The following is a 26,529-nucleotide window of genomic DNA, read 5'->3' as shown; positions in this document are numbered from 1 at the left end:
CGCACCGTTTCAGCCCCTGCCAGCCCTTGTCCTCCCATGTCCCCACCGAGTTCCGCACCCCGAGACGAGTTGGAGCACCCATGCCCCAGCACGTGCCCCCTCCTCCCCCACCCTCGAACTCACTCGGGTGGGGGGACCCCCACCGCACCGCGTCCCCACCAGCCGCGCAGCACCACGCGACGCCGGTGCCGCAACCGCGCCGGATCGTCTTCCTCGCCCACCGGGATCTCGACAACCCCTCGGCCGGCGGCTCCGAACTCCTCGTGGACAGACTCGCCGACGGCCTGACCCGGCTCGGCCACCAGGTGACCCTGCTGTGCGGCGGCCCCGCGGCGTACCACGACTACCGCGTGGTGTCGGCGGGCGGTACCTACGGCCACTACCTGCGCGCCCGTACGGCCTTCAGCCGGCGGATCGGTGACTGCGATCTGCTGGTCGAGGTGTGCAACGGCATGCCCTACTTCGCTCCCGTCTGGCATCACGGGCCGACCATCTGCCTGGTCAACCACGTCCACACGGACCTGTGGAGGATGCGGTTCGACGGTCCGATGGCCCCGGCGGCCCGGATCGGCCGGCGGCTCGAACAGTGGGCGCTGACCGGGGCGCAGCATCGCGGCCTGCTGGTCGCGGTCTCCCCCTCCACCGCGCACGCACTGCGCGGCATCGGGATCGAGCGGGACCGGATCCGGGTCGTCCACAACGGAGTCGAGGAACCCGGCCCTTGTGCCGAGCGCTCGCCGGAGCCGTTGTTCGTGGCGGTGGGGCGGCTGGTCGAGTACAAGCGGATCGATCTGCTGCTGCGGCTGTGGGAGCGGGTGCGGCCGGTCACCGGCGGGCGGTTGCTGATCGTCGGCGATGGGCCCGAGCGGGAGCGGCTGGAGCGACTCGCGGGGCCCGGGGTGGAGTTCACCGGCCATGTCTCGGAGGCGCGGAAACACGAACTCCTCTGCGCTGCCTGGCTGTTGCTGCATCCCTCCGCGCTGGAGGGGTGGGGGCTGGTGGTGACGGAGGCTGCCGCCCGGGAGACGCCGGCGATCGCGTTCGACGTGCCTGGGCTGCGGGACTCCGTGGTCGACGGCGAGACCGGGGTACTGGCGCGGGGAGAGTCTTCCTTCGCGGCTGCCTGGTGCACGCTTGCGCTGTCCACCCATCGCCGTGAGCTGATGGGCAAGGCGGCCCGTGATCGGGCGGCGCGTTATCGCTGGCACCGGACCGTCAGACAGTTTCGGGCCGTTGCCGCCGAGGCGGTGAGGGGCTGGGGGTCGTGACCGGCCCCAAGGATCCCTCCCTGCGCAGGTCGGTGGCCCTCTTCCGTGCCTTTCTGCATGAGCAGGACGACCCGGAGTTCTGCTACTCGCTCCTCGCTCGCGACGCCGCCGATCAGGTCGAGGCCTACGACGGTCCCGTCACCGGACGCACAGTCGTCGATGTCGGCGGTGGAAGCGGCTACTTCACCGAGGAGTTCCGGCGGCGCGGCGCCCACGCCTACCTGTTCGAGCCCGACGTAAGGGAGTTGGGGCAGAAGCCGCCGGACGGGACGGTCGTCGCGGACGGGTATCTGCTCCCCCTGTCGGACGGGGTCGCCGATGTGACCTTCTCGTCCAACGTCCTTGAGCACGTGGCCGATCCGCAGACGTTTCTCAGTGAGCTGGCCCGGGTCACCCGGCCCGGTGGGCTGATCTATGTGTCGTTCACCAACTGGCTGTCCCCGTGGGGCGGTCACGAGTGGGCACCCTGGCACTACCTCGGTGCCGAGCGGGCCCGGGCCCGCTACCGGCGCCGTACCGGAAGGCCCGCCAAGCACACCCTCGGCGAGAACCTGTTCGCCGTGCACATCGGTGCCACCCTGCGGCAGGTCCGCGCCCGCGACGACGTGACGGTCGTCGCGGCGCGCTCCCGCTACTGGCCCTTCCTCGACCGAGCCGTCGTCAAGGCGCCCGGGATAAGGGAGTTGGCCACCTGGAACCTCCTCCTCATCCTCCGGCGGTGTCCACGATGACGGCGACCACGGTCCAGGCTCCGCCCCCGGCGGCCGATCCCACCAGCACGACCCTGGCAGGGCCCCCGGAGGGTCCGAGGTCGCGGCGCTGGCTGCTGGGGTTCTGGGCCGTGGTGTTCGTGCTGTTCCTCGCCGTGCACCCGGGTCGGCAGACCTTCGACACCAAACTCGGCGTCACCGTCGACCCGGGCCAATTCCTCGCCGATCTGGGCCAGTTGTGGCACGACCGGGGTTCCTTCGGCGGTATCCAGGACCAGTACGCGGGCTATCTCTGGCCGATGCTGCCGTTCTACTGGCTGGCGCACGCCGTGCACCTGCCGGTGTGGCTGGCGGAACGCCTGTGGTTGTCGCTGGTCGTCTCGGTGGCCTTCTGGGGCGCGTTGCGGCTGGCCGAGCGGCTGCGGGTCGGGAGCCCGGCGTCCCGGCTGCTCGCCGCCGTGACCTACGCGCTGTGGCCGGTGTTCACGATCGTCGTCGGCTCGACCTCGGCCGCCGCGCTGCCCGGCGCCTTCCTCCCCTGGGTCCTGCTGCCGCTGACCAACGAGCGCTACACGGCCCGGGTGGCCGCCCTGCGCTCGGCGCTGATCGTCCCGTTCATGGGCGGGGTCAACGCGGCGGCGACCCTCGCGTCCCTGTTCCCGGTGGGCCTGTATCTGCTGTCCCGCCCGCCCGGACCACGGCAGCGCAAGCTGATCGCCTGGTGGGTGCCGGGGGTCGTGCTGGCCACGGCCTGGTGGTGGATCCCGCTGCTGATGCTCGGTGTCTACGGCGAGAACTTCCTTCCCTACGTGGAGACTTCGCAGACCACGACCGACACCATGTCGGCGACGGAGGGCCTGCGCGGAGCCGGTGACTGGGTCGCCTATCTGCACCTCGGCGAGGCATGGATACCGGCCGGCTGGACGGTCGCCTCGTCGGTGATCGTGATCGTGTGCTCGGCGCTCGCTGCGGGCCTCGGTCTCGCCGGGCTGGCCCGCCGGGACATGCCGGAGCGGCGCTGGCTGGTGCTGGTCGGGGTGTCGGTCGCGCTGATCCTGTTCGCCGGGTACGGCGGCTCGTTCGGGGCCCCCTTCCACGGGCTGGTCCAGGACTGGCTGAACGGCCCGCTCGTCCCGTTCCGCAACATCTACAAGTTCCAGGCGGGGCTCGCTCTCGCACTCGTCCTGGGTCTGGCCCACCTGGTGGGTGTGGCGGCCGAGACACGCGGGGCCCGCCCGGTTCCCGGCCGCCGGTACGCCCCGCTGATCGCCGCGGTCCTTGTCCTCCCCGGCCTCGCGTGGCCGTATCTCAACGGGTCGATCCTGAACCCGGGTTCGTTCCAGCAGTTGCCCAAGTACTGGCAGTCCACGGCCGATTGGCTGCACAAGTACTCCCCCGACTCGCGTGCCCTGGTCGTCCCGGCGACCGCGCACGGCATCTACACCTGGGGCTCGCCCATCGACGAGCCCCTGGATGTCCTGGCCGACTCCCGCTGGGCGGAACGGGATTACGTCCCGATGGGCACCCCCGGCAACCGGCGCGCGATGGACGCGGTGGAGCAGGCGCTGGACTCTGGCGGCGAAGTCCCGGGACTGGCCGACTACTTGAGCCGCGCGGGCATCTACTACGTCGTCGTCCGCAACGACCTCGATCCGGACCAGATCGGCTACGTCCCGACGACCACCGTCAAGCGCGCCCTGGAACAGTCCGGCTACCAGCGGGTGACCGGCCTCGGCCCGGTCATGACCGGCGGCCGGATCGCCAACGACACACCCCTCCAGGTCGAGGGCCTCTACCCGCGCCAGCGCGCGGTGGAGATCTACGAGCCGACGAGCAAGGACGTCGTACGGCCGGGCCAGGCGGGCCTGACGCCGGTGGCGGACACGGCGGTGGTCTCCGGCGGACCGGAGTCCCTGCTGCCTCTGGCGACCGAACTCCGGGGGCGGGCAACGGTGTTGACCGGTGACAACCATCCGGGGCTGGGCTCCCCCACCCTCCAGGTCCTCGGTGACGGACTGCGCCGCGCGGACACCCGGTTCGGCCTGGTCGACGCCAACACCTCGTACACGTACACACCCGACGAACGCAACGCGCCGGACGCCGTCCAGGACGCGGGCAAGAAGCCGAAGCAGATCCTGCCGACGAAGGGCATCGCCCATCAGACGGTGGCGGAACTGCGCGGCGCGCGCTCGGTGACGGCGTCCTCCAGCGGCAACTGGCTGTTCCAGCTGCCCCAGTTCGACCCGGTGAACGCCTTCGACGGCAACCCCGACACCGCGTGGGCCGAGGGCGCGGCGGGCTCCCCGAACGGGCAGTGGCTGCGCATCGGCTTCACCGGCGGGTCGTACGACATGCCGGGTTCGTTCAAGGTGACCCCGCTTCCGCAGGAGAGCGTGCGGGCTGCGGCGACGGAGGTGCGGGTGGAGACGGCGAAGGGGTCGGCGACCAGCTATCTCCAGCCGAACGGCATGACGCAGACGATCAAAGCCCCTTCCGGCACGACGAGTTGGATGAAGCTGACGATCGTCGACTCGGTGGCCCGCCGCACCGGACTCACCGGTGCGGGCTTCTCCGAGATCGCCCTGCCGCACGTCCAGGTGACCCGGCTCCTGAAACTCCCCACCGACGCGAACAGCTCCGACGCCGCCGCCGAGATCATCTCCCTGCACCGCACGGCCGACCCGACCGGGCTCTCCCCGACGGGGACGGAAGCGGGCCTGCACCGTACGTTCTCGACGTCGACGGCGGGAACGTACGAGATGAAGGCGAGCGCGGTGGCGATCCCCGGCGAGGAGTTGGACAGACTCCTCTACGAGGTGGCCCCCGCCCAGCAGCACCGCATCACGGCCACGGCGGACTCCACGGCGGCGCTCGGGGCGGGCCTCTCGGCCCGCAACCTGACGGACGGCGACCTGACGACGGGGTGGGTGGCGGGCGACCGCCCGACGATCCACCTGTCCTGGACCGGCAAACAGGCAGTGGGAGAAGTGGTGTTGGCGCCCGCGGGCGGTCTGTCGACCCGTGCGACCGAGGTCGACATCAGCTCGCCCGACGGCGCGACGATCGCCGGCGTCGACGAGAACGGCGTGGTCCGCTTCGATCCGATCACCACGGACCACCTCGACATCACGATCACGAAGACGGCCCCGCTCACCCTCCACAACCCGGTGGCCGACGAGAACCTCCAACTCCCCGTGGGCCTGTCCGAGGCATACGTCCCGGCCCTCGACCAGTACCGCACCCCCCAGCCCGACCCCACCCGCACGTTCCAGCTGGCCTGCGGAAAGGGCCCGGTGGTGGCGGTCGACGGTGAGCTGTACCAGACGAGCGTGACGGGGACGGTACGGGATCTGACGGAGCGCCGGGCAGTAGAGGTGACGCTCTGTCAGGAAGGGAGTATGGAGCCGGGGTTGCAGCTGACATCGGGCACGCACCGGGTCGAGGCGGGCGACGCGGGGCCCCTCTCCCTGACAGACGTGACACTCACCCGCGGAAGTGTGACAGCGGCGACGGACGCGGGTCGGGACCTGCGGGTCGTGGACTGGCTCGGCGACCGCCGCGAGGTGACGGTCGGCTCGGGCACAGCCTCCTACCTCACCACGTACGAGAACTACAACGACGGCTGGAAAGCCACCCTCGACGGCAAGGAGCTGTCCCCGGTCCGCCTCGACGGCTGGCAACAGGGCTGGCGCGTCCCCGCGGGCGCGGGCGGCACGATCAAGCTCTCCTACACCCCGGCAACGACGTACGAAGCAGGCCTCATCGGCAGTGGGGCGGCGGTGGCCGTCCTCCTGGCCCTGGTGATCTGGCGCCGCCGAGAGCCCAACCCCGACGAGCTCCAACCACCCCCGCCCCTCCCGGGTCTGTGGCTGGGCACTGTGGCCCTGACGCTGGTGGGAGCGGTGATCGCGGGCTGGTTCGCCCTACTGGTCCCGGCGTTGGCGCTGCTGGCGTATCGCCGCCACGCACTGCTCGTCCCGATCGCGTTCGTGGCGCTGGCGGGCGTGGGGATCGTGGCGGCGACGGGCGCCGGCGACCCGGTGGGCGCGGGCGAGGGAGCGTTCAGCGGCGCGGCCCAACTCCTGGCGCTGATCGGGTTGTTCGCGGGGTTGGTGAGCGTACGGGAGTGGACGGAGACGGAAACAATACCCGCCCCACCTCTGCCGCAAAGAGAGCGAGGAACAAGCGCCCTGGCCGAGATGCCTGGGTCAGTGGAGTCGAGCCGCACCATCACAGCCCAGGCCCGCGGCAGCGCCCCTTCAGGGGCGCGGGGCCGTGACATCAGCGGCTCCGCCGCGCGGGCGCGACCAGCCCCCACAGACCCGCACCAAGAGGACGACCCCCAATGACCACACTCGACCACCCCCGCTCCCCAACCCGCATCCCCTTCCCCACAGTCGACGAAATAGCCCGCCACTGCCACCAGTCCACCGAACCGGAAACCGTCCACATAGAGGTCCATCTCCCGGGCCCCGTAGACCCGGAACGGCTCCGCACCGCTTTCGCCCAAGCCCTCCACCACCACCCCCGCATCCTCATGCGCGAGGCCCCGGGCCCCTGGTACCGCCGCCGCTACGAATGGGAGTTGACCGACGACCCGGACGTGGAGGTGCTGACCTTCACGCCCGCCACCCCCGACGCCCTCAAACACGCCCGCACCCGCTCCCTCGACCACACCCCGCCCCTGACCGCATCCCCACCCATCCGCCTGGAAGCAGTCGAACTCCCCCACGGAACCGCCCTCCTCCTCACCGTCAACCACACCGCGCTGGACGGCCCCGCCTGCCTCCGCATCCTCGCCACCGCAGCGGAGCTGTACGGCGGCAAGGACAACGCCCCGACCGCCCCGCCGACCCGCCCCCCGGACACCCCCGAACCCTCCACGGCCACCCCCTCCGTATGGGCCCCGCCCGCCCGCGTCGCCCCCGGCACCCCCGACCCCTCCCCCGGCGGCAACGGCCTCCTCCTCACCGAACTCGCCGTCCCGCACCGCCCCAAGGGCTCCCCGTACACCGTGAACGACCAACTCATGGTCGCGACGGCCCTGATGATCGCCCACTGGAACCGCGAACACGGCGCACACCCCCGCCCACTGCGCGTCACGATGCCCGTCGACGACCGTCCCCGGGGCACGGACATGCCCATCGGCAACGGCACCCGGCTCGTCGAAGTCACCTTCGCTCCGGCCGAGTTGACCGCCGGCCCCCCCGAGATGGGCGAGCTGCTCCACCGCACGGCGACCCGCACCCGCGCGCTCAAAGCCCTCCCACGCCCCCAACTCGGCCACGGGGCCGCCCTGTTGACTGCACCCGTCGTCCCCGTCGCCTGGCGGGCCACCGTCACCCGGGGCCTGCGCAGAGCCGCCGCTCCCTGGACCTCGACCACCCTCCTGAGCAACATCGGCCGTGTCCCGTACGCCCTGGACTTCGGCGAACCGGCCGGGCGGGCGCACGCCGTGTGGTTCTCGGCGCCCGCCCGGATGCCCCGCGGCTTCACCGTGACCACCGCCTCCACCGCAGGAAAGCTGCACGTGGTCCTGCGCTGGTCCCGCACCCTCCTCGGCCCCGGCGACGGCGCCCATCTCCGCGACCTGTTCGAGCGCTACCTGCACACGACGGAGGAGCACGAGGCATGACGACCACCGCCCCGCACCACCCCGGCCTCCGCGACTTCTACGAGAACCCCGCCGTCCCGGTCGCCTCCGGCCCCTCCCGCTCCCTCCGCCAGGCCCGCGTCCTGGCCACCGCCCTGGGGCGGCCCACCGAACGCCCCCTCACGATCCTCGACATCGGTTGCGGCGACGGCACCGCGGCGGCCACCGCCGCACCCCTCCTCACCGGCCACCGCGTCATCGGCGTCGACTGGTCCCAGGACGCGCTGACCCGAGCCCGAACCCACCTGCCTTACACGGTCCGTGGGGAACTCACCGCGCTGCCACTGCGGACGGCCGTCGCCGACGCCGTGCTGTTCAGCGAGGTGGTCGAGCATCTCGTCGACCCGGACACAGCGCTCGCCGAGATCCGCCGGGTCCTGCGTCCGGGAGGTCATCTCATGCTGTCCACACCGAACTTGGCCGCCTGGTACAACCGCGCCCTGCTGCTCGCCGGCGTCCAGCCCGTGTTCTCGGAGGTGAGCCTGCGCGCGATCCACGGCCGCCCGGGCAAGGAGGTCGTAGGACATCTGCGGCTCTACACCCCGCGCGCGCTACGGGAGTTCGTGACGGCGGCAGGCTTCGAGGTCGTAGGACTCAAGGGCGCTCCCTTCCACGGCGTACCGCGCCCACTGCGCCCCTTCGACCGACTGGCCTGCGTCAGAGCGCAGTTGGCGTCGATCCTGCTGTTGCACGCGCGGAAGACGTAGGGGGCGCGGCCGTGTGGTGGGGAGTGGCCGCGGCCCTGTTGGCGAACGTGCTGTACAGCACCGGTTTCGTGCTGGAGAAGCGGGCGCTGACGGCCCTGCCCGAGGTGACGGTCCGTCAACCGGCCCGGCTGCTGCGGCTGGTGCTGGGCAGCCCGTTGTGGATCGGCGGGTCCCTCGCTCTCGCCGCCGGGTTCGGCGCGCAGCTCGCCGTGTACCGGACGCTGCCGATCGCCGCCGCGCAGGGCATCTTCGTGTCCGGTCTGGTGCTGCTCGTGCTGTTGTCGGCGCGGATGCTCGGCGAGCGGACCAGCGGCCGGGAACGGTACGCGCTCGGCGCGATCCTCGCCGCCCTGCTGATGGTCGTGCTGTCGCTGAAGGAGGGCTCGGACCACGTCAGCCGCGCCGCGCCCTATCCGCTGATCCTGCTGGTGTGCGTGCCTTCGCTGGCGGCCGGCGTATGGCTGTACCGGTCCACCGAGCGCCGCGCGGCCCACCGGCACCGGCTGCCCACCACGGGCGTCGAATACGGCGTGGCGGTGGGCCTGTTGTACGGGGTCAGCTCGCTCGCCATCAAGGGGGTGTCGAGCTTCCTGACCACGAGTGACCTGGGCGGGGCGGTGGTTGACCTGCTGCGGTCCCCGTACCCGTATCTCCTGCTCTGCACGGGCGCGTTCGGCCTGGTGATGTCCCAGGCGGCGCTGCAACGCTGCCGCGCCTCGCTGATCGTGCCGGTCTGCACGACGGTGACGAGCCTCTTCACGGCGGTGCTCGGCACCCTCGCGTTCGGCGAGGCACTGCCGCACGATCCGCTGCGCCTGTCCCTGCGGATCGGGGGTACGGCCCTGGCGGTCATGGTCCTGCTGACCATGCCCAAGCACGACAACGCGCCTCGACGACCGGTCGAGGCCAAGGAGTTGGCTCCCCCATGAACCCGGACGACCCCCTGCTGAAGATCCTGGCCTGCCCGCTCGACAAGGGCCCCCTGCACCTGCTCCCCACAGACGCCCTCTACAACCCGCGCCTGCGCCGCCGTTACCCCATCGTCGACGGCATCCCCCAGCTCCTGCCCTCGTCCGGAGAGCAAGTGACCGACGACGAGGAGCACTTGGAACTCCTCAACCGGATGGCCCCATGACAGCCACTCTCACCGCCCGCCTCGCGCCCTTCCTCCCCACCCGCCTGGTCGCCGCCATCGCCCGCGCCGTCTACCCCCGCTTCGAACCCGAACTGGCCCGCCTGGGCGACCTGTTGCCGCCCGACTGCGGTACGGCGGTCGACGTCGGCGGCTGGTACGGCCCCTGGACGCACCGCCTGTGGAGACACGCGCGCCAGGTCGTGACCGTGGAACCGGTCCCGCACCTGGCGCGACTGCTCGCCGCTGCCGCCCCCGCGCACGCCCGGGTGATCCCGGCCGCCGCCTCCGACCGCCCCGGCACCGCACGCCTGTGGCTGCCGCCGGACGACGAGGGCGACCGGGGTGTGTCCTCGCTGGTCCGCCGGGACATCCACGCCCGCGCCGTGCACGTCCGCTGTGTCACGCTCGACGGGCTCGGCCTCAAGGACGTCGGCTTCATCAAGATCGACGTGGACGGCAGCGAACTGGCCGTCCTGCACGGCGCGACCGGCCTGCTGACCCGCGACCGCCCCGCGCTCTTCGTCGAACTGGAGTCACGCATCCAGCCGATCGCGCCCGTCGTCACCTACCTGTCGCTGCTGGGCTACGAGGGCTGGGTCCTGCCGGACACCACCTGGACGAGACTGTCGGCCTTCCCCCTGGAGGACCACCAGGCCCGCACCTCGTACGTCGTCTCGCAAGGCCTGCTGCGCCGCGTCCTGCCCTTCTCCCGCGGCCCCCGTTACGTCAACTCGGTCCTGTTCCTGCCCGACGGCCGCAACCCCGGTGGCCGCGGTCCCGGTGGCCACGGCCCCGATGTCAGTGCCGTGCGCGACGATGGATCGCATGCCCGACGCGAAACGCCCCGCGAGCCCCTTCAGCCCCCTCGACTTCCAACTCGTCCTGCTGCGCCGCATGGCGGACCACAACCCGGACCTGGTCGAGGACGCCCGTCATGAGCTGGGCGTCTCGATCGCCGACATGCGCGAGGCCAACAAGCGCTGGCAGGCCATGCTGCACTCCCCGAGAGGCCGGGCCGCCGCCTCCCGGTACCGCTCGATCCTCGGCACCCCGGAATCGAGCGTGCACCGCAAGCTCGGCGACCTGGACTGCGAGGCCTGGCAGTGGCCGGTCCCGCTCTGGCCAGACCTCCGCTTCGAGGTGCTCACGGCCCCGAACGGCGCCGTATGGAACGAATGGCTGGTCCGCGCCCCCGGTGCCACGCCCCCGCCCCTCCACACCCTCGACGACCTGACCCCCTGGTCCTGCACGGTCGACGAGGCGGCCCGCGCCTTCGCCCCCGCCCGCCCCCTGGAGGGCACGGCCCCCACCCGCTGGGGCCTCGCCTTCACCGCTCCGGACGCGCAGGGCGTACGGCACCGGTGCGCGGCCGAGTTCACGTGGGGGCTGCTCCAGAGAACGGCGGTCAGCGACTAGCGGCGGCGAGCACCGCCTCCACCACCGCGGCCAACGACGACCCCGGATGCAGATCGAGGAAGAGGTTCGGCTCGACCAGCTCCAGTTCCATCACGCACGGCTGTCCGTCCGGCCCGTCCACCAGGTCCACGCGCGCGTACAGCAGCTCCGGCGCATCCGGTACGGCGGCCAACGCCCGTTCGGCGACGGCGAGTTCGGCCTCGGTCGCGGTCCACGGCTCCAGGTCCGGGTGGGACACCTTGTCGTCGTCGTAGGCCGTGCCCCGCGAGAGTACGGCGCCCTTCCGGGAGGCGTGGACGTACCGCCCGCCGAAGAAGAGCAGCGCCCGCTCCCCGCTGACGTCCACGTTCGTGAGGTACGGCTGGATCATCGCGGTGAGGCCCTCCGCGTGCATGCGCTCCAGTTGTCGTACGGCCGTCTCGTGCTCGTCGGGTGTGTAGCGGGCGGCGAAGCGGGCGCCCGCGCCGGAGGTCGGCTTGACGACGTACTCGTGGTCGTCGGGGAGGCCGGCCGGGTCGCCGGCGGCGAGATAGCGGGTCGGTACGACGGGTACGCCGGCCGCGGCGAGGTCGCCGAGGTAGCGCTTGTCGGTGTTCCAGCGCACGACCTGCACCGGGTTGGCGAGCCGCGTGGCCTTGCCGACCCGCTCGGCCCAGGCCACGAACTCGGCCGCCCGCCAGGTGTAGTCCCAGGTCGAGCGGATGAGGACGAGGTCGAAGCCGGCCCAGTCGGTCCCCTCGTCGTCCCAGGGGACGGCCACGGCCTCCGCCCCGGCCGCCCGCAACGCCTCGACCAGCACCGGGAGGTCGCGGTCCTTGCTGGGCTCGGATCCGGGGTCGTAGGTGGCAAGCGCGATTCGGGGCACGGGAGCCTCCAGCTTCGTACGGCGGTAGATCGTTTTTGCAGGGTAACCACGGCCCCCGCAACCGGGGCAACCGGATTGACCTTCACCCTCGGTGAAGCCCCAGCATCGGTGGCGGAACCGGAAGAGACAGGGGGGCCTGCATGAGCATGCTGACGATCGGGGCCTTCGCGCGGGCGTGCAGGCTGTCGCCGAAGGCGCTGCGGCTGTACGACGAGCTGGAGCTGCTGCGGCCCGCGCGCGTCGACCCCGACACCGGATACCGCTACTACGCGGTCGAGCAGCTGGAGCGGGCGCGGCTGGTCGCGTGGCTGCGGCGGCTGGGCATGCCGCTGGCCACGATCCGTGAGGTGTGCGCCCTCGAACCGGCCGCCGCCGCCCGGGAGATCCGTGCCTACTGGGCCCGGGTCGAGGCGGAGACGGCGGTACGGCGGGATCTCGCCGGGTTCCTCGTCGACCAACTCACGGCCGTAGCCGCCGTACCCGGAAAGGACACCACCATGCTCGAACTGCGTTACTCCGCCCACTCGGACCGCGGGCGGGTCCGCCCCGCCAACCAGGACACCGCGTACGCGGGCGCGCGGCTGCTCGCGGTCGCCGACGGGTTCGGCCCGGCGGGCGGGCCCGCGAGCAGCGCGGCGGTGGAGGCGCTGCGGTTCCTGGACACCGAGGAGGTACCGGCGGGCAATGTGCTCAACCTCCTGGAGGAGGCGGTACGGGGCGCCACCGACGCGGTCCGTGACGTGGCCGATCCGAGCGAGAACGGCACGACCCTGACCGCGCTGCTGTGGACGGGCTCGCAGCTGGCGCTCGTGCACATCGGGGACTCGCGCGCGTATCTGCTGCGCGAGGGCGGGCTGTTCCGGATCACCCACGACCACTCGGTCGTCCAGTCACTGATCGACGAGGGCCGGCTGACACCGGAGGAAGCCGGCTCGCACCCCCAACGCGCCTTGCTGCTCAAGGCGTTGACGACCGGCGACCCCGACCTGAAGCTCCACGACACCCGCCGCGGCGACCGCTATCTCCTGTGCTCGGACGGCCTGACCGCGGTCGTCCCGGAGCACCGGATCCGCGAACTCCTCACCGCGGGCCGGGACCCGGAGGAGACCGTACGGTCCCTGGTCGACGCGGCGAACGCGGCCGGGGGTCCGGACAACATCAGCTGTGTGGTGGCGGACGTGGTGTAGGAACGGGGGTGTCCCCGAGGTCTGGGGACCCATGCCCCCTACGACCAAGGAGCGCACCGCGTGTCCACCCTCTTCCCGGCCCTGACCGACCCGGGCGAGCAGCCCGCCCTCAGGTTCAGCGACCGGTCCCTGACCTACGCGGAGCTGGGCGCTGCGGCCGACGCCCTCGCGGTCCGGTGCGCGGGCCGCGACCGGGTCGCCGTATGGGCCACCAACTCGCTGGAGACGGCCGTCGCCGTGGTCGCCGCCCTGCGGGCCGGGGTGGCCGCCGTGCCGCTCAACCCGAAGTCGGGCGACAAGGAGTTGGGGCACATCCTGGCGGACAGCGCGCCGACTCTGGTGCTGGCGGCTCCGGGTGACGAACTGCCCCCCGTACTATGGGAGTTGGAGCGCGTCGATGTCGACGTGCGGGGTGTCGGGGGCGAGGGTCCGGCCGTCTCTCCGGACGACGAGGACCCCGCCCTCGTCGTCTACACCTCCGGTACCACCGGCCCGCCCAAGGGCGCCGTGCTTCCGCGCCGGGCGATCGCCACGACGCTGGACGCGCTCGCCGACGCCTGGCAGTGGACCGGCGAGGACGTGCTCGTGCACGGGCTGCCGTTGTTCCATGTGCACGGTCTTGTGCTGGGCATCCTGGGCCCGCTGCGGCGCGGCGGCTCGGTGCGGCACCTGGGCAGGTTCAGCACGGAGGGCGTGGCGCGGGAGCTGAACGACGGGGCGACCATGCTGTTCGGCGTCCCGACGATGTACCACCGCATCGCGGAGACCCTGCCCGACGACCCCGGACTCGCCAAGTCCCTTGCCCGGGCACGGCTGTTGGTCTCCGGTTCGGCCGCGCTGCCGGTCCACGACCACGAGCGGATCGCGTCGGCGACCGGGCGCCGGGTGATCGAGCGCTACGGCATGACGGAGACCCTCATGAACACGAGTGTCCGGGCGGACGGCGAGCCGCGCGCCGGGACGGTGGGGGTCCCGCTGCCGGGCGTGGAGTTGCGCCTGGTCGAGGAGGACGGCACGCCCCTCGCCACGTACGACGGCGAGAGCGTGGGCGAGATCCAGGTGCGCGGGCGGAACCTGTTCACGGAGTACCTCAACCGGCCCGACGCGACGGCCGCGGCCTTCACCGCGGACGGCTGGTTCCGCACCGGGGACATGGCCGTGCGCGATCCCGACGGCTATGTGCGGATCGTCGGCCGCAAGGCCACCGACCTGATCAAGAGCGGGGGTTACAAGATCGGCGCGGGCGAGATCGAGAACGCGCTGCTCGAACACCCCGGGGTGCGCGAGGCCGCCGTCACCGGTGAACCGGACCCCGACCTGGGCGAACGGATCGTGGCCTGGATCGTGCCGGCGGACCCTCAATCCCCGCCGCAGCTGGCGGAGTTGGCCGACCACGTGGCGGGCCGCCTGGCCCCGCACAAGCGCCCCCGCGTCCTCCACCTCCTCTCCGCGCTCCCCCGCAACGACATGGGGAAGATCCTCAAGCGCGCCCTGACCCATGACTGACCGCCTGTCCGCCCGCGAGACTCTGGCCCTCGTCGCAGATGACTTCGGCGAACTCCCGCAATCCGTAAGGGAGTCGAGGCCCGACGGTCCCCTCGCCTGGCAGGGCTACGACGCCTCGCGGGCCCGCGCCGCCGACCGCACGGGCGAGTCGGAGTCGGTGGTGTGCGGTACGGCGACGGTCGGGGGCACGCGGGCGGTGCTGATCGCCTTCGAGTTCGGCTTCCTCGGCGGCTCGCTGGGCGAGCGCACCGGGGACCGGCTGGAGTCGGCGTACACGTATGCCCGTGAACACCGTTTGCCGGTGGTCCCGTTGATCGCCACCGGCGGCAGCCGGATGCAGGAGGGCATGATCGCCCTCACCCAACTCCAGCGCGTGGCACGCCAGTCGGCGCTCACGAGGGAGGCCGGCCTCCCCCAGATCGCGGTGCTGCGCGACCCCACCACGGGCGGCGGCTGGGCCACGCTGGGCGCGGGCGCCGACGTGATCCTGGCGCTCCCCGGCGCCCAGATCGGCTTCGCGGGCTCCCGCGTCCGCCCACCGGACACGGACCCCACGGCGTATACGGCCGAGGCCCAGGTGGCGGCGGGCGCGGCCGACGCGATCGTAGAACCGGAGGAGCTGAGGGACACCCTGGGGAGGTGGCTACGGCTGCTGACCACGCCGTGGGAGGGGCGGGCGCCGGTGCCGGCGGCGCTCGGCGCGACGGGTCTGCCGACGGCAGGACGGGAGGACACGGCACCCGCTGCCGACACGGACCGCCCAGCACTGGCCGCACACCGTGCCCGGCCGACCCGGCACGCCACGGACAGTCCCCCGGCAGCCCCAGAGGGGGACGCGACACCGGCCTTCGGCGCGACCGACCCACCGACGCCCGCGCGAGAGACCGTGCAACGCACCTCGACCGTGCGGGCAGACACCGCACCCACCCTCGACGCGGACGACCCACCGCCCGCCGAGCGAGAAGCCGTAGAGCGCATCTCGACCGGACCCCCGGCGACCGGACGGGAGGGCCCGCCACCCGCCCTCGGCGCGACCGACCCACCGACGCGCGCGCAAGAGGCCGTACAGCACACCTCGGCCGACCCACCGGCCACCGGCTGGGAAGCCGTGCAGCGTGCCCGTAGCCCCCAACGCCCGCGTGCCGAGCGCTACTTGGACGACTACTTCACCCACCGGCTCGCGATCAGCGGGGACCGGTGCGGTGGTACCGACGCGGGCATGCTGTGCGGGTTCGGGGAGCGGGCGGGGCGGGCGATCGCGTTTGCCGCGCAGGCGGGGACGGCGACGCGGCCGGCCGGGTATCGGACCGCCGCGCGGCTGATCCGGCTGGCGGACCGGCTCGGGGTGCCGGTGCTGACGCTGGTGGACACGCCGGGTGCGGCGAACGACGCCGCGGCGGAGCGGGAGGGGGCGGGGGCGGCGATCGCGCAGCTGTTCGGTGCGGTGGCTTCCGCCCGGGTTCCGATCACCACGCTGCTGATCGGCGAGGGCGGTTCGGGGGGTGCGCTGGCACTGGCCGCGCCGGGCAACACCTGGGCCACGCCCGACAGTTACTTCTCGGTGATCGCCCCGGAGCTCGCCACCTCGATCCTGAAGCGGGCGCCGGCGGAGACGGAGCGGACGGCGGACCAACTCCGGCTCCGTCCGGCGGACTTGGCGGAGTTGGGGGTGATCAGGACCGGGCCCGTGTGAGCGACGGGTTGTCATGAGGACGCCCTCCAGTGCTCTTTATGCACCATTTACTTCAGACATAACAGACAAATACCCCCATTCAGCCGCACCCCGCCCGGCCCACCACAAGGCGCGCCGACCGCCCGGTCCCCGCACGATGCGATAGAGGCCCGCCGCCCGGCGACGCCCCGGTCCGCTCTCGGGAGAACCTTCCATGACCGTCAGTCTGGAGCAGTTGCGACGCTGCCATTTCGCCGTCGACCTGGGAGCCGCCCGCACCCGTGTCTACGTCAAGGGCGCCGGGCTCGTCGTCGACCAGCCGTCCGCCGCCGCCGTGAACACGCGGACCGGCGCGCTGATCGCCGTAGGGGAGTTCGCCGAGAAGATGACCGGCCGCACGCCCGACTACATTCGCGTGGTCAGGCCCGTCTCCGGCGGGACCGTCGTCGACATCGAGATGGCGCAGCGCATGCTGCGGCACCTGATCGGCGACAAGGTGCGCCGCGCGCTGCGCCGCAAGCCCCGGCTGCGGGCCGCCGCCTGCACCCCGCACGACGCCGATCCGCTGGCGCAGCGGGCCGCGATCGAGACGCTGGTCGGGCTGGGCGCGCGGCGCGTCGAACTCGTCGACACCCTCATCGCCGCCGCCGTGGGCTGCGGGCTCCCCGTCGAGCGGCCCGAGGCCACCATGATCATGGTGTGCGGGGCCGCCGCGACCCAGGTCGCCGTGCTCTCCCTCGGTTCGATCGTCACCGCCGAACGCATCCCGGTGGGCGGCGAGGCCGTCGACCACGCGATCGTCCAACACCTGCGCCACGAGCACGAGTTGATGCTCCCGAGCCAGTCCGTACGACCGCTCCAGCTCGCGCTGTCCGGCAACGGTCTCACCCCGCACGGCCCGGCCCTGACCGAGATCCACGGGCGGGACGTGGCGACCGGTCTCGCCCGTTCCGTGCAGGTCGACACCGCCGCCGTACGGGACGCGATCGAGACCCCGCTGACCGCCGTGCTCGACGGCATCGGCCGGGTGCTGCGCAACTGCCCGCCGGACCTGGTGGCCGACCTCGCCGACCGCGGGATCATGATGGTCGGCGGCAGCGCCCTGCTCCCCGGCCTCGACCAGATGCTGCGCGCGGCGACCGGCATGCCGGTGCACATCGCCGAGCGGCCCGACGTGTGCGCCGTACAGGGCCTCGGTTACATGCTGGAGGGCAAGATCGAGCCGCTGGTCCTGGACCCGCTGGCGACCGCCTGAGCCCGGACCCGGACGACCGCCCGCGCGACGGTGTCCCCGACCTCTCCCGTCTCCTCGAAGCCGTCCTGAGTGTCGGTTCCGAGCTCGAACTGCGCACCACCCTCCAGCACATCGTGGACGGCGCCGCCGAGCTGACCGGCGCACGGTACGCGGCGCTCTGCACGACGGACCCTGGGCAGGACGGCCTCACCGAGATCCGCGCCGGCGGGACCGAGCCGCCGCCCGCGGGAATGCTCAGCGTGCCGATCCACGTGCACGACGAGGTGTTCGGCCACCTCCACCTGGCCGGCGGACAACCCGACGCCCCCTTCACCGCCGAGGACGAACAACTGCTGCACGTCCTCGCCGCGCAGGCCGGTATCGCGATCGGCAACGCCCGCCTGTACGAGACGGCCCGGCAGCGCGAGCGCTGGATCGAGGGCGCGGCGGCCGTCACCACCGCGCTGCTCACCGGCGAGAGCGCGGCCGACGCGCTGGGGACGGTCGCGGAGGGCGCCCGGGCACTCGCCGACGCGGCGGCGGGCGTCATCCTCCAGCCCACCCCGACCGGCGGCATGGAGATCGTCACCGCCTCCACCTTCGAGGACCCGGGCGACATCGTCGGCACGACCATCGCGCCCGGCAGCCCCGTCCTCGTCCAACTCCTGGGCGGCGAACCGGTGTTCATCGACGACTCGGCGACCGACCCGCGCATGACGACGCATGTACGGCACCGGTTCGGGCCCAGCATGATGCTGCCGCTCCAGGCCGAGGGCCGTCTCATCGGCACGCTCGCCCTCCCCCGCCGCCCGGGCGACCGCCCCTACACGGCCGTGGAGCGGTCGCTGGCAACGCAGTTCGCGTCCCAGGCCGCACTCGCCCTGGTCCTGGCCGACGCCCGACACCACCGGGAACGCCTCGCGGTCTACGAGGACCGCGACCGGATCGCCCGCGACCTGCACGACCTGGTCATCCAACGGCTGTTCGCCACCGGCATGTTGCTGGAGTCCGCGCAGCGCAGGGGCGGACCGGACGACCCCGCCCACGAGGCCCTCGGACGCGCCGTCGACGAACTCCAGTCGACGGTCCAGGAGGTCCGCACCGCGATCTTCGCCCTGCAACAACCGCCGGCGGAGGCCCCGACGAGCCTGCGGGGCAGGGTACTTCGGGAGGCGGCGGCCACCCTCGCGAGCCGGCCCTCGACCCGCTTCCAGGGCCCGGTGGACACCCTCGTCCCCGATCAGGTGGCGACCCGGCTCCTCGCCGCCCTGCGCCGCACCCTGGCCGCCGCGTCCGGCCGCACAGACGTCTCCCGCCTGGAGATCACGGTCGACGTGACGACTCCGCTGCCGGACGGCCGGGACGCCGTACGGCTGAGGGTGTACGACGGCCAGGGCACGACCGTGAGTTGGCGGTCGCCCCTGCAACCCGGGAGTCAGTAGGGCAGGATCCGCCCCGACGGCGTCCTGCGGTCGATGGTGTCGTCGCGGGGCGTGGCGGGCCGGCGAATCACGCGAACACGGATCTGTCGGTTCATGGCGCCCTCCCGAGGCTCATATCTCCTATGCCCCTCTCCTATGCCCCACACTCTTCCTCGCGACGCCCAAGAACATCGCCCTTGCGGAGGCACTTGGTCTGCCTCCCGAGAAGGAGCAGGGAGGGGCCGGCTACTCCCGGGGGAGGAGACCGGCCCCTGAGTCATGCGAGGGACATCAGCTCAGGCCGAGGTCGGACAGCGCGGTCGTCCAGTCGGTGAGGATCGCGTTCCGGGCCTGGGAGAGCGTGACGGTGCCGGCGCAGACGGCCTTCTTGAGCTTGTTCTCGACGGTGTCCTTGTTGGCGGCGGTCTTGGTGCCGTACTCGGGCTCGGGCCAGAGGTTGAGCGCGCTCTTGGGGGAGCCGCCGAGTTCGAGGGGGACGAAATGGTCCTCCTCGTAGTCCGAGGTGCTGGTGTCGGTGTAGCCGTACTCGACGATCTGGGTCTTCTTCAGCGCGGTGGTGTAGGAGCTGGACGGCCGGACGGTCGCGGTCCACCCGGAGACGCAGATCGTGGTGTCGATGGTGGACTGGGTGACGTCCGGGTTGAAGGCACCGGGCTGGCAACTGGGGTCGGGGAGCGGGAGGTAGGCCTGGCTGCAGCTCTGTGCGTGCGCGGTGCCCGCGGCGACCGTGAGACCGGCGGCGGCGAGGGCGAGGGAGGAGAGGGCGGTGACCAGGGAGCGGGATATTCGGGGCATGGGGGATCTCCCGTAGTGGCGCCCGGCAGGGGTTCCGGGCAGTCGTGAGCATGACAGCACCGGGATCATCTATGCGGGTAGAGCCCTTTGCCGGTCACGTAGATCCTTTTGTTGAATGTTTCAGTACGGCGGGGCAGGCGGAGGGCAAGTCATGGCCCGCGCTTGGTTGTCGGCACCGCGCACCGACCCGGCCGCGGGCCCCGCCTACCGTGGGGCTCATGACCACGTTGACGCTTCTGCATCCCGGCGCCATGGGCGCGAGAGTCGGCGGCCAGGCGGCCCTAGCGGGTGCCCGGGTGCTGTACGTCCCCACCGGCCGGAGCGCCGCCAGTCTCCAACGGGCCCGGGAAGAGGGCCTGGAGGCGGCCGACTCCCTCCGATCGGCCCTGGCGGCAAGCGACTTCGCGCTGTCGGTGTGCCCGCCGCACGCGGCGGAGGACGTGGCGCACGAGGTTCTCGCGCACCCCTTCCGGGGCGTGTACGTCGAGGCCAACGCGATCAGCCCCGACCGGACGCGTCGTATCGCGGCGGCGTGCGCGGAGCACGAGGTGCCGATGCTCGACGGTTCGATCGTCGGCGGCCCGCCGGGACCGGGCAGCGCCCCGCGCCTCTATCTGAGCGGCGACGGGAAGGAAGTGGCCGGGCTGGCGGCGCTGTTCGAAGGCACCCAGGTGCTGGCCCGGCCCCTCGACGCCGGGATCGGTGCGGCCTCGGCGCTGAAGATGTCGTACGCCTCGTTCCAGAAGTCGGCCCGGGTGCTGGCCGCCGTCTCGCACGCGCTCGCCGCGAGCCACGGTGTGGCGGCCGAACTCGCCCTGGAGGCGGGCTCGTTGACGTCCAACATCCTCGCCGAGACCGATCAGCTGCCGAGCGTCGCCGCGCGGGCCTGGCGCTGGGCACCGGAGTTGGAGGAGATCGCGGCGACCCTGCGTGCGGCGGAACTGCCGCCGGAGCTGGCGGAGGGCGCGGCGAGCGTGCTGCGCCGGTGGGCCGACGACAAGGACCGGTTCGACCTGCCGCTGACGGAGGTGTTGGGGCACCTCCGCAGGGAGGGGTGACTCGGGGGCGGAGGGGTGAGTCAGGGGGCGGACGGGTGGCTCAGGAGATCGAGGGCCGGGTCAGGAGATCGAGGGCCGGGCTCAGGAGGCCGGCGCCCTGGGCCCGACGGAGGGCGACGCCGCGGGCCCGACCCCGCTCAACTCCCTTACGGTTCCGCCGAGTCGGGCCCGGAACCCCTCCAGCAGCTCCGGCCGCGCACTGACCACCCAGCGGGTGCCGACGAGGTACTTGCCGCCGTAGACGGCCGCGGTGTCCAGCCAGGTCACCTTGAACCGCTCCTCCGGGAACGTGGTGATCCGGTAGTCGCCCTGCTTCGTACGGCACTGCCCTTCACGCAACTCCTCCGCCTCGATCCGGATCTCGGCGGTGCACCCGGTCAGCCCGGCGATCACCTCGACCTTCGCGGGCGCGACCACGCCGGCTTCGGGTGCGGCGGTCACGGAGGGCGCGGCCGACTTCCGTCTCCCCTCGCCGCCGTCCTCGCCCCCACCGCACGCCACGGCGAGCGGAAGCAGCGCCAGCGCGGCGCCACGGCGGAGACGGAGGCCGGCTGTGCGGTGCCGGTTGGGCTGCTGTGTCTGGTGGGTCACGGCAGGGGGTACGGGTGGAGCGTGGCGGGCGTTCACCCTGTCGGGCCTCGACGCCCCACGCCCCGGAGCGCACACCGTCCGTGACCCCCTGCGCCCCCTGTGCGCCTTCATCGCCCTGAGTTATGGTATGCGTACTGATGGTGTCGGGAGGGGCGTTCCCATGTCGGCTGAGACCACCCGCACCCTCAACACCGCCGTCCTGAAACCGCGGGTCACCGCCACCTGGATCGGCATCACGGGACACCGCGTGATCCCGTCGGCCGTACTGCCCCTGGTCCGCTCCGAACTGCGGGCCCAACTGTCCGGCGCCGAGGGCGAGTTGGCGGCCCTCAGCAGCCTCGCGGCGGGCGCCGACCAACTGTTCGCCGACATCGCCCTGGACCACGGGGTGTCCGTGACGGCGGTGATCCCCGGCATGGACTACGAAGCCCATCTGGGCGGCGCCGAGGTCCGCTCCGCGTACCGCAGGATCCTCAGGTCCTGCGCGGCCCGCATCCATCTGCCCGCCGAACGGACGCACGAGGAGGCGTACTTCGCCGCGGGCCGCTGGATCGTGGACCACTGCGACCGGCTGATCGCCGTCTGGGACGGCCGCCCGGCCCGCGGCCCGGGCGGCACCGGCGACGTCGTGGAGTACGCCCGGCGCACCGGGGTGCCGGTCACCGTGGTGTGGCCGCCGGGCGAGCGGCGGGACTGACCCGCCCCCCGTCCCGGACCAACCCGCCCTTCACAGACGTGAACTGACGACACGTCATCCCCCGAACCGCACCAGCCACTCGGTGTGCGCCGGCGACATCAGCCGCTCCGCCTGCTCCACCGCCTCCGCCCAGCCGCCCTGGGTCACCGTGGTGGACATGGCGATCCGGGTCGTCTCCAGGTCCTGTTCGATGAGGGAGTGGGCGTAGGTCAGCGGACCGTGCCGGCGTACCTCCTGCCAGGCGACGCCCGCCGCTGCCGCCGCGCTCAGCAGCCCCGCTATGTCCGCGCCGCCGAGTCCGGCGCCCGCGCTCGGCAGCAGGGCCGCCACCAGGGCGAACAGGGTCAGGACCGCGGTGACGGCCGACCAGCGGGCGGCGGAGCGGTACGCCCTCGACGCCTTGTTCCGGTACCAGAGCAGTTGTTCGAGAAGCCGGTCGCGCAGATAGAGGTCCCGGCGCGCGGTGTACGGCTTGGCCCGCACCGCCCGCATCCGGGGCGTGATCTGGCCCTTTCCGCGTTCGCCCGTGCCGTCGCGGGAGTCCTCCCAGCCCCATTTGCGCAGCTCGCGCAAACGTTCCTCCAGCCGCTCGGCGAACAGGCCGTCCGGGTCCGGCACCCCGGAGTGGAAGGGGCCGCCGTGCACCATGTACTGCCAGGCCAGCGACTTGAGCAGTTCGGCCGCCGCACGGTGGGTCTGCCAGCGGGCCCGGGCACGGCGACGCGAGGTGCTCAGCCCCAGCAGGATGGTCGCGCCGTACAGCACGCCCGCGCACACCGTCATCGCCCGGCCGGACGCCGCCTGGGTCAGCGCGGCGGCGGCGGTGGCCAGGATCAGGACGGTCAGATGCGTGCGGGTCCCCCGGAAGGCGTCACTCTGATGGTGCAACGCCGCCTCATCACTGAAACGGAACAGCGGTGGCAGATCCTCGTCGTGCAACACGGTGCTCGGCACAGGTGTGGCAGCAGCCCCCATGGCGCCCCCCGATGTCGTTGCGCGCCCCGAATTGTTTCGCGCGCCCCGGCATCCAGACTAAGAACTCTGTGAGTACAGGAACCAGCCTGATGTGGGACACCTCTTGGCTCGTTCCTCCGGTATGGTCCGCATCATCGGGAACACGAGTCGACCGGCTAGCTGGACTCCCCCGTAATCTCCATCCGATCCAGTCGAACCGGAGCGACCAACCGACATGATCGCCGTCACCAATGACCTGAGGTCTTCCTCCAGCCCTGCCGGGCAGACCCCCCGGCGCACCACCCCGCTGAAGGACATCGACCCGTACACCGCCGCCACCGTGCACAACGCGGGCCGCGTCACCGACCGCCCGGGCCACGGCACGCGCCGTCCGATCACCTTCAACTCGGCAACCTGATCCGGGCCGCCGTCCACGGAACTTCACACTGACGTGGGTGCGCCCGGCGGACGCGTCCACCACCAGTGCCCACGTCAGTGAGCCGTCAGACGTCAATGCTTCAACAGGGTTGTGCCATTCGGTACTTTCCTCTGCTCCCCATCTGCGACACTGCTGCCGGTGACGAGTCAGGATGCCGACAACCCACCTCTGAGACAGTTGGTCCTCAAGATCCACAGCAGGTGCGATCTGCTCTGCGACCACTGTTACGTGTATCAGCACGCCGACCAGAGCTGGCGCTCCCGCCCCACCTTCATCCGGCCCGACACCGTGCGGGCCGTCGCCCGCCGACTCGCGGACCACGCCACCGGACAGGGCCTCGACTCCGTCTCCGTCATCATGCACGGGGGAGAACCGCTGCTCGTGGGCCCGACGAGGTTACGGGACATCTGCGCGGAACTCACCCGCACCCTCTCCCCGCACACCTCGCTCGACCTGCGCATGCACACCAACGCGGTCACCCTCAACCGCCGCCACCTGGACGTCTGCAAGGAGTTCGGGGTCCAGGTCAGCGTGTCGCTCGACGGGGGCCGTGCGGCGAACGACAGACACCGGCTGGACCGTCAGGGACGCAGCAGTTACGACCGTGTGGTACGCGGCATCCGGCTGCTCCAGGAGCCCGAGTACCGGCACCTGTTCAGCGGACTGCTCTGCACGGTGGACGTGACCAACGACCCGGTCGCCGTCCAGGACGCCCTCAGCGAACTCGCCCCGCCCCGCATCGACTACCTCCTCCCCCACTCCACCTGGGACCGGCCGCCGCCCAATCCGTCCGGCGCCGAAACCCCGTACGCGGACTGGCTGCTCAAGGTCTTCGACCGCTGGGACCAGCAGGGCCGCCCGATGCCGGTGCGGACCTTCGAATCCGTGCTCAGCACCCTGCGCGGCGGGCCCAGTCTGACCGAGGCGATGGGACTCGCGCCGAGCGATCTGGCCGTGATCGAGACGGACGGCACCTTCGAGCAGGCGGATTGGCTGAAGACCGCCTATGCGGGCGCTCCCGAGACCGGCTACGACGTGTTCCAGCACGGTTTCGCCGAGTTCGCGTCCCACGAGGGCGTGCAGGCACGGCAGTCGGGGATCGAGGGAATCAGTGACACGTGCCGCCGCTGTCCCGTGGTGGGTTCGTGCGGCGGCGGGCTGTACGGACACCGGTACAGCTCGGAGCAACAGCCGGGCGTGGAACCGGGGTTCGGGAACCCCAGCGTCTTCTGCGGCGATCTGCGCTCGTTGGTGGAAGGCATCGCCGACCGGGTGACCGACCGCTCCTTCGCCCCGGCGGTGCTGGGCACCGAGCAGCTGAAATGGGCCCAACTCGACCTGGACCGGGTGCTGTTGCGCCGGGCGAGGGAGCAACTGGCCGGTGGTCCTGACGAGTTGGAGGCCTGGCGGCTTCTGCTGGCGGTGGACGGGGACCGGGACACCTCCCCACTGCTGGACGAGGTCCTCGCCCACCCCTACGTCCGCACCGGCCTCCAGCGGTCCCTCGGCGGTCCCCCCGATCCGGCCCGGTTCATGGCACTGTCCGTCGCCGCGGCCCTGTGGACAGGTGTCAGGACCTCGCTCTCCTGGGACCAGCCCGGCACCCGGCTGCATCTGCCGGCCCTCGGCACCTACCGGCTGGACGCCCCGGGCCGCGTCGAAGTGACCGTGGGACCGGGCGAGTTCCAGGTGCGCGAGAGCGGCGGGAACACGGCGGGGACCCGGGTCTCGCTGGACGGGACGGCCCCGTCCGGGCGCTGGCGCCCGCTCGGCCGGCTGTGGGCGAAGGACGGCCCGCTGATCGACGACGCGGATCCCTACCGCGACTGCTTCCCCGTGCCCGTCGCACCGGCGCTGGAGTCAGGAGCGTTCGCGGAACGGGTGATCCGCGGCTACGAACTGCTGGAGAAGGACGCCTCGGCGCGGCACACCGGCCCCGACCTGTTCCGCCCCACCGTCCTCACCCCGCTCGTCCCGGGCAGCGGTCTGCGGCTCGGGTCCCACGGGCTGGGCGCGCTGGGCGTGGCGGTGGACGTGCGGCCCGAGGAGTTCGCCCGGGAGCTTCCCCGCGTCGGCCGCCGGGCCCGGCTGACCGCCCTGCGCGAGACGGCGGACCTGCATGTGCTGGGCAGCCCGGCCGGCGCCCTGCTGGACCAGGCGGACGAGGCGCTGGGCGCGGCGACGGACGACCACCGAACCGCCTGCGCACTGACCGCGCTCACCCTGCTGCCCGAGGGCGAACTGACCGTCACCGGCACCGTGCTGGTGGCCCGGATGTGGTCCCAGTGGGCGGACACCCATGGCTGAGCAGTCGTACGCCTCCGCGACCGGACGCGGCTCGCGGACCGGTGAACTCGCTTCCCTGCTGGGGTCGTTGGGCATCCGCCGGGGCGGTGTGCTGATGGTGCACGCGGCGCTGAGCGGCACCGGGACCGCTCCCGGGCAGGTCCGGGACGCGTTACGGGACGCGCTCGGCCCCGACGGAACCCTGGTCGTGCCGGCGTTCAGTCCCGAGAACTCCGACACCTCACGGGCGTACCGGACGGCCGTCGCGGGGCTGAGCGAGGAGGCGGCGGCGCGGTACCGCGCGACGATGCCGCCCTTCGACCCCGGCTCCACCGGGTGCCCCACCATGGGGGCGCTCGCCGAGTGCGTGCGCTCCACGCCCGGCGCCGTGCGCAGCACGCATCCGCAGACCTCGTTCGCCGGACTCGGGCCGCGGGCAGAGGAGTTGCTCCACCGGCATCCGCTGCGCAGTCATCTCGGCAGGCTCTCGCCGATGCGGCGGCTGTACGCCGCGGACGCCCAGATCCTGCTGCTGCGGGTGGGGTTCGAGGTGTGCAGCGCCTTCCACTACGCCGAGTATCTGGTGCGCCCGCGCACGGACTACCTCCTGCGTCCCCGGCCCGCCCGGCGGACGTACCGGTGCGTGCTGGGGCAGGAGGGGAACTGGGTCGCGTACCGCGATCTCGTCCTGGACGACAGCGACTTCGGCGCGATCGGCGCCCGGCTGCCGGGAGAACTGCTGCGCAGAACCGCGTGGGCGTCAAAAACGGTCACCTTGTGTGGAATAAGGGACGTGGTCGGTCACGCCCGGGACCAGATGTCCAGATATCGCCAGCCTTTGGCCTGAAAATAGCGAACCGTAGGGGCGCCCGGTCCGGCACATTGTTGGTTCCGGCCGGAGGGGCGCCGCCGAC

The 26,529-nt window shown here is 72.2% G+C and carries 23 protein-coding genes; 19 read left to right on the top strand and 4 right to left on the bottom strand.

From position 1 onward, the window contains the following. Positions 1 to 80: 80 nt before the first annotated feature. Genes ACQHII_RS32885 through ACQHII_RS32845 form a run of 9 tightly spaced genes read left to right on the top strand, consistent with a single transcriptional unit; the run spans position 81 to position 10,889 of the window. Positions 81 to 1,268, top strand: coding sequence for a glycosyltransferase family 4 protein (locus tag ACQHII_RS32885; RefSeq protein WP_427922671.1), 1,188 nt, complete (start codon positions 81 to 83; stop codon positions 1,266 to 1,268). Beyond that, the gene (locus ACQHII_RS32880; RefSeq protein ID WP_427922670.1) at positions 1,265 to 1,999 is read left to right on the top strand and encodes a class I SAM-dependent methyltransferase; all 735 of its coding nucleotides are present in this window, start codon (positions 1,265 to 1,267) and stop codon (positions 1,997 to 1,999) included. Before ACQHII_RS32885 ends, ACQHII_RS32880 begins: the two co-directional genes overlap by 4 nt. Next, entirely contained in the window at positions 1,996 to 6,327 is a 4,332-nt protein-coding gene (locus tag ACQHII_RS32875; RefSeq protein WP_427925464.1) for an alpha-(1->3)-arabinofuranosyltransferase domain-containing protein, read from the top strand. The genes ACQHII_RS32880 and ACQHII_RS32875 overlap by 4 nt, the downstream gene beginning before the upstream one ends. Continuing rightward, positions 6,324 to 7,613, top strand: coding sequence for a condensation protein (locus ACQHII_RS32870; protein WP_427922669.1), 1,290 nt, complete (start codon positions 6,324 to 6,326; stop codon positions 7,611 to 7,613). Before ACQHII_RS32875 ends, ACQHII_RS32870 begins: the two co-directional genes overlap by 4 nt. Further along, on the top strand, positions 7,610 to 8,338 hold the full coding sequence (locus ACQHII_RS32865; RefSeq protein WP_427922668.1) for a methyltransferase domain-containing protein: 729 nt from the start codon (positions 7,610 to 7,612) through the stop codon (positions 8,336 to 8,338). Before ACQHII_RS32870 ends, ACQHII_RS32865 begins: the two co-directional genes overlap by 4 nt. A gap of 23 nt (positions 8,339 to 8,361) precedes the next feature. Continuing rightward, positions 8,362 to 9,267 (top strand): hypothetical protein, encoded by a 906-nt coding sequence (locus ACQHII_RS32860; RefSeq protein WP_427925463.1) that lies wholly within the window; start codon positions 8,362 to 8,364, stop codon positions 9,265 to 9,267. Then, complete coding sequence (locus tag ACQHII_RS32855; RefSeq protein ID WP_427922667.1) at positions 9,264 to 9,473, top strand: Trm112 family protein; 210 nt, start codon at positions 9,264 to 9,266, stop codon at positions 9,471 to 9,473. Before ACQHII_RS32860 ends, ACQHII_RS32855 begins: the two co-directional genes overlap by 4 nt. After that, positions 9,470 to 10,411: an FkbM family methyltransferase gene (locus ACQHII_RS32850; RefSeq protein ID WP_427922666.1), complete on the top strand. Its 942-nt coding sequence runs from the start codon at positions 9,470 to 9,472 to the stop codon at positions 10,409 to 10,411. Before ACQHII_RS32855 ends, ACQHII_RS32850 begins: the two co-directional genes overlap by 4 nt. After that, positions 10,299 to 10,889 (top strand): hypothetical protein, encoded by a 591-nt coding sequence (locus ACQHII_RS32845; protein WP_427922665.1) that lies wholly within the window; start codon positions 10,299 to 10,301, stop codon positions 10,887 to 10,889. Before ACQHII_RS32850 ends, ACQHII_RS32845 begins: the two co-directional genes overlap by 113 nt. Here the strand turns inward: ACQHII_RS32845 and ACQHII_RS32840 are convergent. After that, a complete protein-coding gene (locus ACQHII_RS32840; RefSeq protein WP_427922664.1) occupies positions 10,879 to 11,754 on the bottom strand; it encodes an ATP-grasp domain-containing protein in 876 nt (291 codons plus the stop codon). The two genes, ACQHII_RS32845 and ACQHII_RS32840, sit on opposite strands and share 11 nt — an antisense overlap. Positions 11,755 to 11,894: 140 nt before the next feature. Here ACQHII_RS32840 and ACQHII_RS32835 point away from each other — a divergent pair, with 140 nt between their 5' ends. The 5 genes from ACQHII_RS32835 (at position 11,895) to ACQHII_RS32815 (ending at position 18,795) form a co-directional block, all read left to right on the top strand. Then, positions 11,895 to 12,941, top strand: coding sequence for a MerR family transcriptional regulator (locus tag ACQHII_RS32835; protein ID WP_427922663.1), 1,047 nt, complete (start codon positions 11,895 to 11,897; stop codon positions 12,939 to 12,941). Between the two features lie 60 nt (positions 12,942 to 13,001). Beyond that, positions 13,002 to 14,447 carry an acyl-CoA synthetase gene (locus tag ACQHII_RS32830; RefSeq protein WP_427922662.1) on the top strand — a complete coding sequence of 482 codons (1,446 nt, stop codon included), beginning with the start codon at positions 13,002 to 13,004 and terminating at the stop codon, positions 14,445 to 14,447. Further along, positions 14,440 to 16,140: a carboxyl transferase domain-containing protein gene (locus ACQHII_RS32825; protein WP_427922661.1), complete on the top strand. Its 1,701-nt coding sequence runs from the start codon at positions 14,440 to 14,442 to the stop codon at positions 16,138 to 16,140. Before ACQHII_RS32830 ends, ACQHII_RS32825 begins: the two co-directional genes overlap by 8 nt. Before the next feature lie 193 nt (positions 16,141 to 16,333). Continuing rightward, the gene (locus ACQHII_RS32820; protein ID WP_019067023.1) at positions 16,334 to 17,374 is read left to right on the top strand and encodes a rod shape-determining protein; all 1,041 of its coding nucleotides are present in this window, start codon (positions 16,334 to 16,336) and stop codon (positions 17,372 to 17,374) included. Further along, entirely contained in the window at positions 17,371 to 18,795 is a 1,425-nt protein-coding gene (locus tag ACQHII_RS32815; protein WP_427925462.1) for a GAF domain-containing protein, read from the top strand. The genes ACQHII_RS32820 and ACQHII_RS32815 overlap by 4 nt, the downstream gene beginning before the upstream one ends. A gap of 270 nt (positions 18,796 to 19,065) precedes the next feature. Here ACQHII_RS32815 and ACQHII_RS32810 read toward each other — a convergent pair whose 3' ends face one another. After that, positions 19,066 to 19,590 carry a hypothetical protein gene (locus ACQHII_RS32810; protein WP_427922660.1) on the bottom strand — a complete coding sequence of 175 codons (525 nt, stop codon included), beginning with the start codon at positions 19,588 to 19,590 and terminating at the stop codon, positions 19,066 to 19,068. A 218-nt stretch (positions 19,591 to 19,808) separates the two neighbouring features. Here ACQHII_RS32810 and ACQHII_RS32805 point away from each other — a divergent pair, with 218 nt between their 5' ends. Further along, positions 19,809 to 20,648 carry a DUF1932 domain-containing protein gene (locus ACQHII_RS32805; RefSeq protein WP_427922659.1) on the top strand — a complete coding sequence of 280 codons (840 nt, stop codon included), beginning with the start codon at positions 19,809 to 19,811 and terminating at the stop codon, positions 20,646 to 20,648. Between the two features lie 81 nt (positions 20,649 to 20,729). On the opposite strand, the gene ACQHII_RS32800 is transcribed toward ACQHII_RS32805, so the two are convergent. Further along, complete coding sequence (locus ACQHII_RS32800; RefSeq protein WP_427922658.1) at positions 20,730 to 21,239, bottom strand: hypothetical protein; 510 nt, start codon at positions 21,237 to 21,239, stop codon at positions 20,730 to 20,732. A gap of 160 nt (positions 21,240 to 21,399) precedes the next feature. Between ACQHII_RS32800 and ACQHII_RS32795 the strand changes: the two genes are divergently transcribed. Continuing rightward, on the top strand, positions 21,400 to 21,936 hold the full coding sequence (locus tag ACQHII_RS32795) for a hypothetical protein (protein ID WP_427922657.1): 537 nt from the start codon (positions 21,400 to 21,402) through the stop codon (positions 21,934 to 21,936). 54 nt (positions 21,937 to 21,990) lie between these two features. Here the strand turns inward: ACQHII_RS32795 and ACQHII_RS32790 are convergent, their stop codons facing one another. After that, positions 21,991 to 22,911 carry a DUF4231 domain-containing protein gene (locus ACQHII_RS32790; protein ID WP_427922656.1) on the bottom strand — a complete coding sequence of 307 codons (921 nt, stop codon included), beginning with the start codon at positions 22,909 to 22,911 and terminating at the stop codon, positions 21,991 to 21,993. A 214-nt stretch (positions 22,912 to 23,125) separates the two neighbouring features. Here ACQHII_RS32790 and ACQHII_RS32785 point away from each other — a divergent pair, with 214 nt between their 5' ends. The 3 genes from ACQHII_RS32785 to ACQHII_RS32775 all read left to right on the top strand — a co-directional run bounded on the left by ACQHII_RS32785 (position 23,126) and on the right by ACQHII_RS32775 (position 26,462). Beyond that, complete coding sequence (locus tag ACQHII_RS32785; protein WP_427922655.1) at positions 23,126 to 23,308, top strand: hypothetical protein; 183 nt, start codon at positions 23,126 to 23,128, stop codon at positions 23,306 to 23,308. 159 nt (positions 23,309 to 23,467) lie between these two features. Next, positions 23,468 to 25,636 (top strand): radical SAM/SPASM protein FxsBH, inactivated beta-hydroxylase extension form, encoded by a 2,169-nt coding sequence (gene fxsBH / locus ACQHII_RS32780; protein ID WP_427922654.1) that lies wholly within the window; start codon positions 23,468 to 23,470, stop codon positions 25,634 to 25,636. Further along, entirely contained in the window at positions 25,629 to 26,462 is an 834-nt protein-coding gene (locus ACQHII_RS32775) for an AAC(3) family N-acetyltransferase (RefSeq protein WP_427922653.1), read from the top strand. The genes fxsBH and ACQHII_RS32775 overlap by 8 nt, the downstream gene beginning before the upstream one ends. Positions 26,463 to 26,529 lie beyond the last annotated feature (67 nt).

Origin of the sequence: Streptomyces sp. cg40 (genome assembly GCF_050320165.1) — a bacterium.
Lineage (GTDB): Bacteria > Actinomycetota > Actinomycetes > Streptomycetales > Streptomycetaceae > Streptomyces > Streptomyces hokutonensis.
This window is presented reverse-complemented; position numbering and strand designations above follow the sequence as displayed.

What these genes read in the sequence shown, in the direction of transcription:
- ACQHII_RS32870 (WP_427922669.1), top strand. Translation starts at nt 6,324, where the DNA reads ATGACCACACTCGACCACCCCCGCTCCCCAACCCGCATCCCCTTCCCC.
- ACQHII_RS32790 (WP_427922656.1), bottom strand. Translation starts at nt 22,911, where the DNA reads ATGGGGGCTGCTGCCACACCTGTGCCGAGCACCGTGTTGCACGACGAG.
- ACQHII_RS32835 (WP_427922663.1), top strand. Translation starts at nt 11,895, where the DNA reads ATGAGCATGCTGACGATCGGGGCCTTCGCGCGGGCGTGCAGGCTGTCG.
- ACQHII_RS32845 (WP_427922665.1), top strand. Translation starts at nt 10,299, where the DNA reads ATGCCCGACGCGAAACGCCCCGCGAGCCCCTTCAGCCCCCTCGACTTC.
- ACQHII_RS32795 (WP_427922657.1), top strand. Translation starts at nt 21,400, where the DNA reads ATGTCGGCTGAGACCACCCGCACCCTCAACACCGCCGTCCTGAAACCG.
- ACQHII_RS32875 (WP_427925464.1), top strand. Translation starts at nt 1,996, where the DNA reads ATGACGGCGACCACGGTCCAGGCTCCGCCCCCGGCGGCCGATCCCACC.
- ACQHII_RS32785 (WP_427922655.1), top strand. Translation starts at nt 23,126, where the DNA reads ATGATCGCCGTCACCAATGACCTGAGGTCTTCCTCCAGCCCTGCCGGG.
- ACQHII_RS32855 (WP_427922667.1), top strand. Translation starts at nt 9,264, where the DNA reads ATGAACCCGGACGACCCCCTGCTGAAGATCCTGGCCTGCCCGCTCGAC.
- ACQHII_RS32885 (WP_427922671.1), top strand. Translation starts at nt 81, where the DNA reads ATGCCCCAGCACGTGCCCCCTCCTCCCCCACCCTCGAACTCACTCGGG.
- ACQHII_RS32850 (WP_427922666.1), top strand. Translation starts at nt 9,470, where the DNA reads ATGACAGCCACTCTCACCGCCCGCCTCGCGCCCTTCCTCCCCACCCGC.
- ACQHII_RS32810 (WP_427922660.1), bottom strand. Translation starts at nt 19,590, where the DNA reads ATGCCCCGAATATCCCGCTCCCTGGTCACCGCCCTCTCCTCCCTCGCC.
- ACQHII_RS32825 (WP_427922661.1), top strand. Translation starts at nt 14,440, where the DNA reads ATGACTGACCGCCTGTCCGCCCGCGAGACTCTGGCCCTCGTCGCAGAT.
- ACQHII_RS32805 (WP_427922659.1), top strand. Translation starts at nt 19,809, where the DNA reads ATGACCACGTTGACGCTTCTGCATCCCGGCGCCATGGGCGCGAGAGTC.
- ACQHII_RS32820 (WP_019067023.1), top strand. Translation starts at nt 16,334, where the DNA reads ATGACCGTCAGTCTGGAGCAGTTGCGACGCTGCCATTTCGCCGTCGAC.
- ACQHII_RS32865 (WP_427922668.1), top strand. Translation starts at nt 7,610, where the DNA reads ATGACGACCACCGCCCCGCACCACCCCGGCCTCCGCGACTTCTACGAG.
- ACQHII_RS32775 (WP_427922653.1), top strand. Translation starts at nt 25,629, where the DNA reads ATGGCTGAGCAGTCGTACGCCTCCGCGACCGGACGCGGCTCGCGGACC.